Annotated in this window: 10 protein-coding genes; 5 read left to right on the forward strand and 5 right to left on the reverse strand. The window is 74.3% G+C overall.

Annotated features, from left to right (window positions below):
* Positions 1 to 117: 117 nt before the first annotated feature.
* Positions 118 to 1,332 carry an MFS transporter gene (locus tag MRBLMG1_RS31540; protein ID WP_367827580.1) on the forward strand — a complete coding sequence of 405 codons (1,215 nt, stop codon included), beginning with the start codon at positions 118 to 120 and terminating at the stop codon, positions 1,330 to 1,332.
* On the opposite strand, the gene MRBLMG1_RS31545 is transcribed toward MRBLMG1_RS31540, so the two are convergent.
* The gene (locus MRBLMG1_RS31545) at positions 1,293 to 2,288 is read right to left on the reverse strand and encodes a GlxA family transcriptional regulator (protein ID WP_367827581.1); all 996 of its coding nucleotides are present in this window, start codon (positions 2,286 to 2,288) and stop codon (positions 1,293 to 1,295) included. The two genes, MRBLMG1_RS31540 and MRBLMG1_RS31545, sit on opposite strands and share 40 nt — an antisense overlap.
* 70 nt (positions 2,289 to 2,358) lie before the next feature.
* On the opposite strand from MRBLMG1_RS31545, the gene MRBLMG1_RS31550 reads away from it, so the two are divergent.
* The 3 genes from MRBLMG1_RS31550 to MRBLMG1_RS31560 all read left to right on the forward strand — a co-directional run bounded on the left by MRBLMG1_RS31550 (position 2,359) and on the right by MRBLMG1_RS31560 (position 5,556).
* A complete protein-coding gene (locus MRBLMG1_RS31550) occupies positions 2,359 to 3,612 on the forward strand; it encodes an MFS transporter (RefSeq protein WP_414721687.1) in 1,254 nt (417 codons plus the stop codon).
* 130 nt (positions 3,613 to 3,742) lie between these two features.
* Positions 3,743 to 5,068, forward strand: a complete 1,326-nt coding sequence (locus MRBLMG1_RS31555; protein WP_367827582.1) for an MFS transporter — start codon at positions 3,743 to 3,745, stop codon at positions 5,066 to 5,068.
* A 23-nt stretch (positions 5,069 to 5,091) separates the two neighbouring features.
* Positions 5,092 to 5,556 carry a hypothetical protein gene (locus MRBLMG1_RS31560; protein ID WP_367827583.1) on the forward strand — a complete coding sequence of 155 codons (465 nt, stop codon included), beginning with the start codon at positions 5,092 to 5,094 and terminating at the stop codon, positions 5,554 to 5,556.
* Between the two features lie 146 nt (positions 5,557 to 5,702).
* Here the strand turns inward: MRBLMG1_RS31560 and MRBLMG1_RS31565 are convergent, their stop codons facing one another.
* From MRBLMG1_RS31565 to MRBLMG1_RS31575, 3 genes are all read right to left on the reverse strand, one after another.
* Entirely contained in the window at positions 5,703 to 6,299 is a 597-nt protein-coding gene (locus MRBLMG1_RS31565) for a flavin reductase family protein (RefSeq protein ID WP_367827584.1), read from the reverse strand.
* 63 nt (positions 6,300 to 6,362) lie between these two features.
* Positions 6,363 to 7,175, reverse strand: a complete 813-nt coding sequence (locus MRBLMG1_RS31570) for an enoyl-CoA hydratase/isomerase family protein (RefSeq protein ID WP_367827585.1) — start codon at positions 7,173 to 7,175, stop codon at positions 6,363 to 6,365.
* Between the two features lie 11 nt (positions 7,176 to 7,186).
* Positions 7,187 to 9,409, reverse strand: a complete 2,223-nt coding sequence (locus MRBLMG1_RS31575) for an acetate--CoA ligase family protein (RefSeq protein WP_367827586.1) — start codon at positions 9,407 to 9,409, stop codon at positions 7,187 to 7,189.
* Positions 9,410 to 9,667: 258 nt separating this feature from the next.
* Here MRBLMG1_RS31575 and MRBLMG1_RS31580 point away from each other — a divergent pair, with 258 nt between their 5' ends.
* Entirely contained in the window at positions 9,668 to 11,365 is a 1,698-nt protein-coding gene (locus tag MRBLMG1_RS31580) for an FG-GAP-like repeat-containing protein (protein WP_367827587.1), read from the forward strand.
* A 111-nt stretch (positions 11,366 to 11,476) separates the two neighbouring features.
* Here MRBLMG1_RS31580 and MRBLMG1_RS31585 read toward each other — a convergent pair whose 3' ends face one another.
* Positions 11,477 to 12,634: a flavin-containing monooxygenase gene (locus MRBLMG1_RS31585; RefSeq protein WP_367827588.1), complete on the reverse strand. Its 1,158-nt coding sequence runs from the start codon at positions 12,632 to 12,634 to the stop codon at positions 11,477 to 11,479.
* Positions 12,635 to 12,653: the final 19 nt, after the last annotated feature.

Here is a 12,653-nt window from a genome sequence, read left to right on the forward strand (position 1 = left end):
CCGACCATGTCCGCCGGAAACGCGCTGGGCCCCAGGGGCGGGCAGCCGTCACGGTCCCGACCATGTCCGCCGGAAACGCGCTGGGCCCCAGGGCGGGCAGCCGTTACGGTCCCGACCATGTCCTACCGCGAACTGGCCACCCGCCCCGTCCTCGCCTGGTCCGCCGTGATGGTCACCGGTCGGCTGCCCGTCGCGATGGCGCCGCTGGCGCTGGTGTTCCTGGTGCGGGAGCGGCCCGGGGGGTACTCGCTCGGGGCGGTGCTCGCGGCGGCGTACGTGCTCGGGGAGATCGTGGGCGCACCGGTGCTCGGGATGCGGATGAACGCCGAGCGGGCCAGGCCGCAGCTGGCCGTAGGGCTCGCGGTCGGAGCCGTCGGGTTCACGGGGCTCGGCCTCGCGCCCGGCGCCCCGCCGGCGGTGCTCGCCGCGCTCGCGCTGCTCGCGGGCGTCGGCCCGGCCGCCGTGCCCGGCGGGCTGCGGGCCCTGCTCACGAGCCTCGTCCCCGAGGGGGCGGTCACCCAGGCGATGAGCATGGAGTCGGTGCTGACCTTCGCGATCTGGGCGGCGGCGCCGGCGCTGACGACCGGTCTCGCGCTGGGCGTGGGCCCCGGCGTGCCGCTGCTCCTCCAGGGCGTCCTGGCCGCCGTCTCGGTGGCCGGTCTGTGGCTGCTGCCGGCGGGCTGGGCGGCCGGGCCGCGGGAGGAGGGGGTGTCGACGCGGCGGGCGCTGCTGGCGGCCTGGCCGGTGTACGTCCTGGGGGCCGCCGGCCTGACGCTGCTCGCGCTGGCCGAGCTGATCCTGCCCGCCCTGCTCGAACAGCGGGGGATCGGCATCGGCTGGGCGGGGCCGCTGCTCGCCGGGTTCTCGATCGGCTCGGCGGTGGGCGGGTTCGTGTACGGGCTGCGGGGGCACTGGCCGGGTTCGCTGTCGGCCCAGTCGCTGGTCCTCGTCCTCGCGGTGGCCGCGGGTGTCGCGCTCGTCGCCGTACTGCCGTGGACCGCCGCCATCGCGGTGGCCCTGGTGGCCGCGGGGCTGCTCCAGGCCCCCGCGAGCCTTTCCCGGAACCTGGCGCTCCGGCAGATCCTGCCGCCGTCCGCGCTCGCCGCCGGGTACTCGGTCATGTACGCGGCGGTGGGCGCCGGTTACGCGGTCAGCGGCAGCCTCGCGGGCGGGCTGCTCAAGGTCGTGGCGCCGTCGACGGCGATCCTGTGCGGGGTGGGGCTGACGGTGCTGCTGACGGCGGTCGGTGCGGTGGGGGAGCGGCGGTCGGTGCGCTGGAGCGGGGCGGACGTTCAGACGGCGTCCGCGCCCGTGCGGAAGGTGCGGCGGTAGGCCGTCGGGGTCACGCCGATCGCGGTCATCAGGTGGACGCGCAGGGACTGGGCGGTGCCGAAGCCGGCGGCCTGGGCGACGCGGTCGACGGGGAGGCCGGTGGACTCCAGGAGGTGCCGGGCGCGTTCGACGCGCTGCTGGGTGAGCCACTGGCCGGGGCTGATGCCGACCTCGTCGCGGAAGCGGCGGGTGAACGTCCGCACGCTCATCGACTCCTTCTCGGCCAGGTCCCGCAGCTGGATCGGCTCGTCCAGGTGGGCCAGCGCCCACGCCCGCGCGGTGGTCGTGGTGTGGGTGCCCGCCTCGGGCATCGGGCGCTCGATGTACTGGGCCTGGCCGCCGTCGCGGTGCGGCGGTACGACGGTCCTGCGGGCGACGTCGTTGGCGACGGCCGTGCCGTGGTCGCGGCGCACGATGTGCAGGCACAGGTCGATCCCGGCGGCGACGCCCGCCGACGTCAGGACGTCGCCGTCGTCGACGAAGAGGACGTCCGCGTCGACCCGTACGGACGGGAAGAGCCGCTGGAAGTGCTCGGCGGAGGACCAGTGGGTGGTGGCCGGGCGCCCGTCGAGGAACCCGGCGGCGGCGAGCACGTATCCGCCGGTGCAGATGGAGACGAGCCGGGTGCCGGGCCTGATGTGCGCCAGCGCGGCGGCCAGTTCCTCGGTGAGCCTGCCCTCCTCGTGGACGGGCCCCAGCTCGTACGAGGCGGGGACGACGACCGTGTCGGCGGTGGCGAGGATCTCCGGCCCGTGTTCCACGTACACGGCGAAGTCGGCGTCGGTGGGCACGGCTCCCGCGGCCGGCGCGCAGGTGACGATCTCGTACAGGTGCCGCCCCACGGCGTCCTTGGCGCGCCCGAAGATCCGGTGCGGGATGCCGAGCTCGAAGGGCAGGAGCCCGGGCAGCGCGAGGACGGCGACGCGGTGGGGGGTGGGGCCGGACTGCGACGGCACGGGCGTGCTCCCTTCGGCGGGCGGCGGCGGAAAAGGAGTGGTGGTCCAGACCACTTTCCGGTAGTTCTGCTTGTCCGTGACGGACAACACGTACAAGTCTGAGGCCACCGAGCGGATTCCCGCCCCGGTCGAGCCGCCCGCACTCTGGAACCGTAACTTCCGGCTCTTCTTCGTCGCCCGCGCGGTCGCCGTCTTCGGCGAGGGCATGGTCCCGGTCGCCTTCGCCGCCGGACTCCTCGGCGCCGGCCACCCCGGCTCCACCGTCGGGTACGCGCTCGGCGGCTGGACGGCCGCCTTCGCGCTCTTCGTGCTCTTCGGCGGCGTCCTCGCGGACCGGTTCACCGCCCGCCGCATGATGATCCTCGCGGACCTCCTGCGGCTGCCCGGCGCCGCCGTCCTCGCGGTCTCCTTCACCCTCGGCAGCCCGCCGCTCTGGGCGGTGTACGCCCTCTCCGTCGCCGCCGGCATGGGCGCCGCCCTCTTCCAGCCCGGCGTCGCCTCCACGATCCCCCGCATCGCCCCCGACGTGCAGCGCGCCAACGCCGTCCTGCGCGTCGTCGAGGCCCTCATGACCATGGCGGGACCCGCCGCCGCCGGCCTGCTCGTCGCCGTCTGGAACGCGGGAGCGGCCTTCGCCGTCAACGGCGTGACGTTCGCGGTCAGCGCCCTCTGCCTCACCCTCCTGCGGATCGCCCCGCTCCCCTCCGACTCCGCGCGCCGCGACTCCCTCGGCGCCGAACTCGCGGGCGGCTGGCGCGAGTTCCGGTCCCGGAGCTGGCTGTGGGGCGTCATATCCATCTGGACGGTGTACGGGCTGACCGTCGCCGGACCCATGGTGCCGCTCACCGCGAGCCTGGTCACCGAGGACCACGGCGCGGCCGCGTACGGCGTGCTCATGGCCGTCAACGGCGCGGGCAGCGCCGTCGGCGGCCTGCTCGCCCTCAGACTCCGCCCGAGCCGCCCCCTCGCCTCCGGCGCCGTCGCCCTCCTCGGCCTCCCCGTGAACCTCGCCCTGCTCGGCCTCGGCGCACCCGTCGCGCTCCTCGGCGCCGGCCAGTTCATCGGCGGCGCGGCCTTCGCCTTCTGGCTCGTCATGTGGTCCACCTCGGTCCAGACCCACGTCCCGCAGGAGGCCCTCAACCGCATGCACGCCTACGACGTGGCCGGCTCCCTCCTGATGATGGGCGTCGGCCGCACCCTGTCGGGCCCGGTCGCCGCCGCCGTCGGCGCGCACCAGGTGCTGCTCACGGGGGCGGGCATCGCGGTCCTCGTGGTGGCCGCGCTGCTCGCCGTACGGCCGATCAGGACGCTGCCGCGGGTGTAGGGGCGGCCACGGGGGCGCGGATACGGGGGGAGCGGGGACGGCGGCGTGTCCGGGACCGTGTCCCGATCCTTTGGAAAGCTGTCGTTCGGGCCAATGGTCGGGGCGCGACGCGGACGGGATGCTCGGTGGCATGGCCCAGACAACCGAGAGCCCCGCCGGTCACGCACCCGACCGCCCCCCGGGCCGCACGCCCCCCGTCCGCACGCCCCGCGTCCACCGCGCCTGGTTCGTCGCGGCGGTCACCTTCGTCACGATCATCGGCGCCGCGGCCTTCGCCTCGCTGCCGGGCCTGCTGATCGAGCCGCTGCACGGCGAGTTCGACTGGTCGCGCGGGACGATCGGCTTCGCCGTCTCGGTGAACCTCGCGCTCTACGGGCTCACCGCCCCCTTCGCCGCCGCGCTCATGGACCGCTTCGGCATCCGCAGGGTCGTCGCCGTCGCCCTGACGGTCATCGCCGCCGGGTCCGTCCTCACCGTGTGGATGACGGCCGCCTGGCAACTCGTCCTCTACTGGGGCGTCCTCGTCGGCCTCGGCAGCGGCTCCATGGCCCTCGCCTTCGCCGCGACCGTCACCAACCGCTGGTTCGTCGGCCGCCGCGGCCTGGTCACCGGCATCCTCACCGCCGCCGGCGCCTCCGGCCAGCTCGTCTTCCTGCCGCTGCTGTCCTGGCTGGTCGAGCACCACGGCTGGCGCCCCGCCGCCGTGACCGTGTCCCTCGCCGCGCTCGCCGTCGTCCCCTTCGTGTGGCTGCTGCTCCGCGACCACCCCGCGGACGTCGGCCTGGCCCCGTACGGCGGCGCGTACGCCGAGAAGCCCGCGCCCGTCACCGGCGCCGCCCGCCGCGCCGTCACCGTCCTCCTCAAGGCGGCCCGCACCGGACCCTTCTGGCTCCTCGCCGGCACCTTCGCGATCTGCGGCGCCTCCACGAACGGCCTGGTCAAGACCCACTTCGTGCCCGCCGCCCACGACCACGGCATGCCCGCCACCGCCGCGGCCGGCCTCCTCGCCGTCATCGGCGTCTTCGACGTCGTCGGCACCATCGCCTCCGGCTGGTTCACCGACCGCTTCGCGGCCCGCCGCCTCCTCGCCGTCTACTACGCGCTCCGCGGGATCTCCCTCCTCTTCCTGCCGATGCTGCTCGCCCCGGCCGTACACCCGCCGATGCTGTTCTTCATCGTCTTCTACGGCCTCGACTGGGTCGCCACCGTCCCGCCGACGATCGCCCTCTGCCGTGAGCACTACGGCGAGGACTCGGCGATCGTCTTCGGCTGGGTCCTCGCCTCCCACCAGGTCGGCGCCGCCGCCGTCGCCTTCGCCGGCGGCGTCGCCCGCGACCTCTTCGGCAGCTACGACGTCGTCTGGTACGCCTCCGGTGCCCTGTGCGCCGCCGCCGCCCTGATGGCCCTCGTCATCAGGCGACCCCGGACGGACCTCCTCTCCCCGGGAGGAGCATGATGAGCCCCAGGGGGTGATCGCCGATGAGCGGTCCTGACGACGGGCGGACCTTTGCCCGGATGCTGTGGGTGTCGATGGTCGTGCTGGTCCTCGAAGCGGCCGTGACCTGGGTGGGAAACGTCGTCCTCGCCGGGCCCGGCGAGGACCGGCTCGGGTTGCTGCCCGCCTTCAGGCAACCCTCTCTGCTGACCGCGTGGTTCCTCGGCCTGCTCCTCGCCGTCGTGTTCCTCGTGATCCCCACGGTGTGGCTCGCCGAGGAACTGGAGCGCCGCTTCGGCGGCCGCGCGGACGGCTGGACACCGGCCGTGGCGGCCCTCGCCGCGACGGTGCCGGTCCTGCCCCGGGCCCTCACCGAGACGGCGGGCCCGGCGGCCGGGGCCAAGGCGTGGCTGACCGGCGCACTGGTCCTCACGGTGGCCGCGCTCGCCGCCCGGCGGGCCGGACGAATCCGCGCCCTCCGGGTGAAGGCACCGGCCCCGACCAACTGATCGGCCGCTGGACCCGGGCGGCCCGCGGTCCGGGCCGCCCGCAAGTAGAGCGGCCTACGCGCCGGGCGGCGCGAACCGAGCGGCCTACGCGCCGGGCGGCACGAACCGAGCCGCCTACGCGCCGAGCGGCCCGCGAACCGAGCCGCCTACGCGCTGAAGCGCCCGAACCGCCCCCGGTGGAACAGCAGCGGATCACCGTCCTCCGCCGCGCCCAGGGCGTCGACCCGACCCACCACGATCAGATGGTCGCCCCCGGTGTGGACGGCGCTGATCGTGCAGTCCATCCACGCCGGCGCACCGGGCAGCCGCGGTGAGCCGGTCACCGGCGCCGGCTCCCACTCCACACCCGCGAACTTGTCCGCGCCGCTGACGGCGAACGACCGGCACAGGCCGCCCTGGTCGGCGCCGAGGACGTTCACGCAGAAGCTGCCCGCCCCCGCGATCCTCGGCCAGGTCGTCGACGTACGGGCGACCATGAACGCGACCAGCGGCGGATCGAGCGACAGCGACGCGAACGACTGGCAGGCGAACCCCGCCGGCCCGTCGGCGTCCCGCGCCGTCACGATCGTGACCCCGCTCGCGAAATGCCCGAGCACCCGGCGGAACTCGGCCGGATCGACGGGTGGCCGCTCGTCCTCCCGTACCGCGCGCAGCACCGGTCTCGGCAGTGGTTCCACGGCCGTCGGCGAACCGGCCGCTCTCAGGTGTCGGACGACGGTGGCCGCCATCCCCGCGTGTCCCATCACCCCTCCATTGAAACTGACGGCTCGTCAGATGGGAAGCCCCGGCGCCCCTCGGTACGAGGGTCATCGCCCCTCGTACCGCGCCTCGCGCCGCTCCACGAAACTCGCCACGCCCTCCTGGGCGTCGCGGGTGGTCATGTTGAGTTCCTGGGCGGTGGCCTCGGCGGCGAAGGCGGTGGTGCGATCGGCGTCGAGGGAGGTGTTGACGAGGTGCTTGGTGAGGGCGAGGGCCCGGGTGGGGCCCTGGGCGAGGCGTTCCGCCCAGGTGCGGGCGGTCTTCTCCAGGTCCTCCGGAGGGACGACGCGGTTGACGAGGCCGAGGCGTTCCGCGTCCGCGGCGGGGAGCGCGTCGCCGAAGAACATCAGCTCCTTCGCCCGCTGGGGGCCGATCAGCCGGGGGAGGAGGTACGCGCCGCCGCCGTCGGGGACGAGGCCGCGGCGGACGAAGACCTCGACGAAGCGGGCTGATTCGGAGGCGAGGACGAGGTCGCAGGCGAAGGCGAGGTGGGCGCCGAGGCCGGCGGCGGTGCCGTTGACGGCGGCGATGACCGGCTTCTCGCAGTCCAGTACGGCTCCGATGAAGCGCTGGGCGCCGAGGCGGATCATGCGGGCGACGTCGCCCGCGACCCTTTCCCCGACTCCGGCAGGGGAGGACCCCGGCGCGCCGCGCAGGTCCGCGCCGGCGCAGAAGCCGCGGCCGGTGGCGGTCACCACGACCGCCCGGACGTCCGGGTCGGCGGAGGCGTCGGCGAGGAGGGCGATGATCCGCTCGCGCTGGTCCCAGGTGACGGCGTTCATCGCCTCGGGCCGGTTGAGGGTGATCCAGGAGACGCCGTTCTCGACGGTGTGCAGGACGTCGGGCGGTACGTCGGCCATCGGGAGGGCTCCTATCGGCAGACCGCGAGGGCGTCGAGGGCGACCGCGCCCTGGCCGCGCGGCAGCACCATCAGCGGGTTGATGTCCAGTTCGGCGAGGTCGCCGTCGAGTTCGAGGGCCATGCGCTGCACGCGGAGGACGACCTCGACGAGGGCGTCGACGTCGGCGGGCGGGGCGCCGCGCACGCCGTCGAGCAGGGCCCGGCCGCGCAGCTCGGCGAGCATGGAGCGGGCCTCGTGCTCGTCGAACGGCGGGACGCGGACGGCCGTGTCGTTCAGGACCTCGACGAGGACGCCGCCGAGGCCGACGGTGACGGTCGGGCCGAAGAGGTCGTCGCGGGTCACGCCGACGACCATCTCGACGCCGCGCCCGACCATCTGGCAGACGAGGATGCCGTCGAGGTCGATCGACTCGAAGCGGGCGATGTCGGTGAGTTCGCGGTAGGCGTCCCGCACCTGGCTGGCGGAGGTGAGCCCGACCTTCACGAGGCCCAGTTCCGTCTTGTGGGCGAGCTGGGCGCCCGACGCCTTCATCACCACCGGGTAGCCGACGAGCCCGGCGGCCCGGACGGCCGCCGCCGCGCTGGTGACGAGCTGCTCGCGCGGCACCCGGATCCCGTACGCCCGCAGCAGCTGCTTCGCCGCGTGCTCGCTGAGCCGCCGGCCGGGCCGCATGAGGGCCTGTGCCTTGCGGAGGGACGGGGAGGGGGTGCGGGGGGCCTCGTCGAAGGGGGAGCGGTAGCCGGTGGTGAAGCGGTGGTGGTCGAAGTACGCCTTCACGGCCCCGATGCAGTTCCCGAAGGTGCGGAAGGTGGCGACGCGCGACGAGCCGAGCAGTGTCGTGCGGTACGCGTCCTCCGTGCCGACCGGCGATCCCCACACCACGCACACCAGCTTGTCCGTCGCCTCGGCCGCGTCGACCAGGTCCTGCGCGAGTTTGTCGCTCATGGGCGGGAAGGGTCCGGTGATGGGACAGATCAGCACGCCGACCGACGGGTCGGCGAGGATCGCGTCGATGATCTTCCGGCCCCGCCAGTCGCCGACCGGGTGCCCGCCGTTGTCGACGGGGTTCGAGACGCTCAGGTACTCCGGTATCCACTGGTGGAGTTCGTCCTGCTTCGCCTGCGGGAGGGTGGGGAGTCCGAGTCCGGCCGCCGTGGCCAGGTCGGCGAAGTGCGCTCCCGTGCCGCCGGAGATCGAGTAGACGACGACGCCGTCCGCGACCGGCCGCCGCGCGCGGGCGAGCAGCGTCGCGGTGTCCTGGAGCTGGTCGAGTCCGTCGACCCGGATGACGCCGAACTGGCGCATGGCCGCGTCGACGACCCGGTCGGCGCCGGTCAGCTTCCCGGTGTGCGAGGCGGCGGTACGGGCCCCGGTCTCGGTCCGTCCCACCTTCACGGCGACCACGGGCACTCCCTGCCGTGCGGCCCGGTCGGCGGCGAGCAGGAAGGACCGGCCGTCCTTCAGCCCTTCCACGTAGCAGGCGATGGACCCGACCTCGGGCCGTCCCGCGAAGTACGAGATGAAGTCGGAGGTCTCCAGGTCGGCCTCGTTGCCGGTCGGCGCCCAGTGCGAGAGCCGCACCCCGAGCTCCTGGAGGGTGAAGACGGGCCGCCCCTGGTGGCCGGACTGGGTGATGAGCGCGACGGCGGGCCCGTCGAGGTCCTCGCGGAACCGCTCGAAGGCGTTGAGGTTGGTGTTGGGGCCGAGCAGTCGCAGCCCCGAGCGGCGTACGGCCGCGGCGAGGCGTTCCTGGGCCTCGGCGCCGGCCTCCCCGGTCTCGGCGAAGCCGGACGCGAACGCGACGGCGAACCTCACCTTCGCCTCGGCCAGCTCCTCGATCACGGGCAGCGGGTCGGCGACGAGCAGGACGGCGAGGTCGACGGGTTCGGCGAGCGCGCCGACGGAGGGCACGCAGTCGATCCCGAAGACGCTGGTACGGGTGGGGTGGACGGGCACGAGCCGGGCGCCGACCCGCTCGGACCAGGCGAGCAGCTGCCGGGTGATCCCGGTGTTGGGCCGGCCCTCGGTGTCGGAGGCGCCGATCACGGCGACGGACTCGGGCCGGAAGAACCGGTCGAGGTCGGGGACGGGTGCGTGCAGCGGGCGCCCGCTGACGTCGTGGTCGCCGGGGGCGGCGGTGACGCCGTGCACCGCGGTCCGGGGCGATTCGCCGCAGGCGACCACGCGGGCGCGGAGATCGGTGGTGAAGGTGCCGTGAGTCGATCCAAGCATGTGTTCCGCCCGCCCCTTCACCCATCCGTATACAGCTGACGCTTAGTCAGATTACAGAACTGACGGCCAGTCAGGAATGGGTGTGCGGCGGTCACGGCAGAACGGATCCTGCGGCGGCGTACAACCCTTCGACGGGGAGAGGGGTCTCACCTCACGGACGGCATGCCTGAAACGGGCGGGATGTCCGCCGGAACGGGCGGATCCGCCGCGACAGGAGCGACGTCCGCGCCATCCGATGCCGACAGCAATGGGGATCACGTGACCCGCTCCACCCGTGTCCGCGGCCGCCGCCGCGCCCTGGGCGCAGCCCTGGCCGTCCTCGCCTCCGCCGCCGCGCTCACCGCGGCCACGGAGGGCCGGGCCCAGGCCGCCACGGGCGTGCCGAAGCCCCGGGTCGCCTTCACCGAGTACAAGTACGTCGACGGCGTCCGCACCGGCGACACCCTCGTCACGGTCAACGCCGACGGCACCGACCGCCGCGTGCTGGTGCCCACCGGCGGGGGCCTGACGGCCACGACCGCGATCTCGGGCGTCGCCTTCTCGCCCGAAGGCCTGCGCATGGCCTTCCTCACCGGCGGCAGCACCCTCTGGGTCGCGGACGCCGACGGCAGGAACGCCCACGTGGTCCGCAAGGACCTCATGGAACCCGATGTCCTGGCCGACAGCCTCGACTGGACCGCCGACGGCCGGCAGGTCGTCGTGAGCTACGCGCCCGGGGCCGGGGCCGACGACAGCATCCACGAGCTTCTCTGCGTCTACCGCGTCGACATCGCGAGCGGCGACATCGACAACGCCCTCCCCGCCTCCTTCAGAGGGGCCGGCCAGGCCGACGTGGCCTGGAACGGGAAGATCACCTTCGTGAAGGGCTGGAAGGGCGACTCCAAGGTCTACTTCTGGGACCCGCGCGCCGGAGGCGAGCCGAAGCTCATCGCCGCGGGCATGAACCCGAGGTTCTCGCCGGACGGCGAGCAGATCTCCTTCGCGGACGGCAGCGGAGGGTGGAACGCGCGCGCCTACTTCCTCGACACCGGCCAGCAGTACGACCTGACCACGGGCGAGGGGTACGGCGCCGAGTGGTCCCCGGACGGCAGCGCGATCGCGTACCAGTCCGGCGGGCAGGCCGTCGTCAGGAGCGCCGCCGCGTCCGACGGTCCCCGCACGGTCCTCTCGGCGCCCGGCACCCTCATCGACGAGGTCTCCTGGGTCGCGCCGCGCGGCTGGAACCCCCACGGCACCTTCCGTCGCGACTACGGCGGCGACGGCCGCGCCGACCTCCTCGCCGTGGACGGCGCGGGCGTCCTCTGGCGCTACGACGGCACCGGCGACGGCGGCTTCCGGCCCCGGCAGAAGATCGGCTGGGGCTGGAAGGGCTACCGCTTCACCGCCGTCGGCGACCTCAACGCCGACGGCCGCCCCGACGCGCTCGCCCAGGACGCCACCGGCGGCCTCTGGCGGCTCGACGGGACCGCGGGCGGCGGCTTCGGCGCCAAGGTGAAGATCGGCACCGGCTGGAAGGACTTCAAGCTCACGGGCGTCGGCGACCTGACCGAGGACGGCTACCCCGACGTCCTGGCCGTCGACGCGGTGGGCGCCGTCTGGCACTACCCGGGCGACGGCCGCGGGGGCCTCCAGGCCCGCCAGAGGGAGGGCACCGGGTACACCGGCCAGCGCATGACGGGCGTCGGCGCGTTCACGCGCAGCGGCCACCAGAATTACCTCGGCCTCTTCCCGGCCGGCGACCTCTACCGCTACGAGCGGGGCGGCGCCGACAAGATCGGCTGGGGCTGGAAGGGCCTGACCCTCACCGGCGCGGGCGACCTCTCCGGCGACGGCGTCACCGACGTCCTCGCCCTCGACACCGCCGGGGTGCTGTGGCGGTACGACGGCGACGGCAACGGCGGCATGAAGCCCAGGGTCAAGGCGGGCTGGGGCTGGACGGGCCTGAACCTGTTCTGATCCTTCCCGGGACCTGAACCTGTTCTGATCCTTCCCGGGACCTGAACCTGTTCCGATCCTTCCCGGGACCGACGCGGTGCCCGCCCCCGGCCGCGGGGGTGGGCACCACTCTCATTTCGCCCGCGTACGCGCGATCCGCCGTGCGATCCTCTCCGCGTCGATCGCCAGCTCCCGGAACATGCCGCTGATCGGGTTCGTGAAGCCGGTGAAGTACAGCCCCGGGGTCTCGCGCGGGCAGCGCGCCCCGTGGACCACCGGCCGCCCGCTCCCGTCGAGCACGTCCAGGTGACCGAGGAGGGGCTCAAGGGCGCGGCGGTAGCCGGTCGCGGCGATCACGGCGTCCGGGGCGATCCGGGTGCCGTCGGCGAGGACGACCTCGCCGCCCTCGAAGGCCTCGACGGCGGCGACGATCTCGACCTTGCCCGCCCGGACGGCGTCGATGAGGCCGACGTCCTGGACGGGGACGGCGCCCTCGCGCTGGCGGGTGGCGAGGCCGGACGTGGGGCGGGGCAGCCCGTAGGCGGAGAGGTCGGGCACGGCGACCTTGGCCATCAGGGTGCCCATGCGGTCGACGAGCGGGGCGGGGAGCCGCCGGACCAGGATGCCGGTGCGCTGGGCGGGCCAGCCGGCGGTGGTGCGGCGGACGATGTGCGGGACGGTGCGGATCGCGAGGCGCACGCGGGCGGCGCCGCCCTCGGCGAGGTCGGCGGCGATCTCGGCACCGGTGTTGCCGGCGCCGACGACGAGGACGTCCTTGCCCTCGTACGGCCCGGGGTTGCGGTAGGAACGCGCGTGGTTCAGCTCGCCCTCGTACGCGTCGCGGCCGGGCCAGTCGGGGACGTGCGGGGTGTGGTTGTAGCCCGTCGCCACGACCACCGCGCGCCCGGTGAGCCGCCGTCCGCCCGTGGCGTGCAGGATCCATTCCGTGCCGTCCCGCTCGACGCGGTGGACCTCGACCCCGGTCACGACCTCCAGCTCGTGCTGCTCGGCGTACTTCTCCAGGTAGCGCACGACGTCGGCGCGGGCCACCCAGCGGCCGAACGAGCGGGGCATCTTCAGGCCGGGGAGCGCGGAGAGCCGCCGGGTGGTGTGCAGCCGCAGCCGGTCGTAGTGGGCGCGCCAGGAGGCGCCGACGGCGTCGGACTTCTCCAGGACGACGGCCCGGACTCCCCGCGCGCCCAGGGCTGCGGCGACGGCGAGTCCGCCGGGTCCGCCGCCGATGACGTACACGGGATGCGCGGGGGGTGGAGGGGGGGTGGTGATGGCCATGAATGCTGAGCGTAATGAC

This window comes from Streptomyces sp. LMG1-1-1.1 (genome assembly GCF_040815545.1).
In the GTDB taxonomy this organism is placed as follows: Bacteria; Actinomycetota; Actinomycetes; order Streptomycetales; family Streptomycetaceae; genus Streptomyces.

Bases quoted from the DNA above. Each gene is read 5' to 3' on its own strand.
- MRBLMG1_RS31540 (WP_367827580.1), top strand. From the start codon at position 118: ATGTCCTACCGCGAACTGGCCACCCGCCCCGTCCTCGCCTGGTCCGCC.
- MRBLMG1_RS31555 (WP_367827582.1), top strand. From the start codon at position 3,743: ATGGCCCAGACAACCGAGAGCCCCGCCGGTCACGCACCCGACCGCCCC.
- MRBLMG1_RS31560 (WP_367827583.1), top strand. From the start codon at position 5,092: ATGAGCGGTCCTGACGACGGGCGGACCTTTGCCCGGATGCTGTGGGTG.
- MRBLMG1_RS31565 (WP_367827584.1), bottom strand. From the start codon at position 6,299: ATGGGACACGCGGGGATGGCGGCCACCGTCGTCCGACACCTGAGAGCG.
- MRBLMG1_RS31570 (WP_367827585.1), bottom strand. From the start codon at position 7,175: ATGGCCGACGTACCGCCCGACGTCCTGCACACCGTCGAGAACGGCGTC.
- MRBLMG1_RS31575 (WP_367827586.1), bottom strand. From the start codon at position 9,409: ATGCTTGGATCGACTCACGGCACCTTCACCACCGATCTCCGCGCCCGC.
- MRBLMG1_RS31585 (WP_367827588.1), bottom strand. From the start codon at position 12,634: ATGGCCATCACCACCCCCCCTCCACCCCCCGCGCATCCCGTGTACGTC.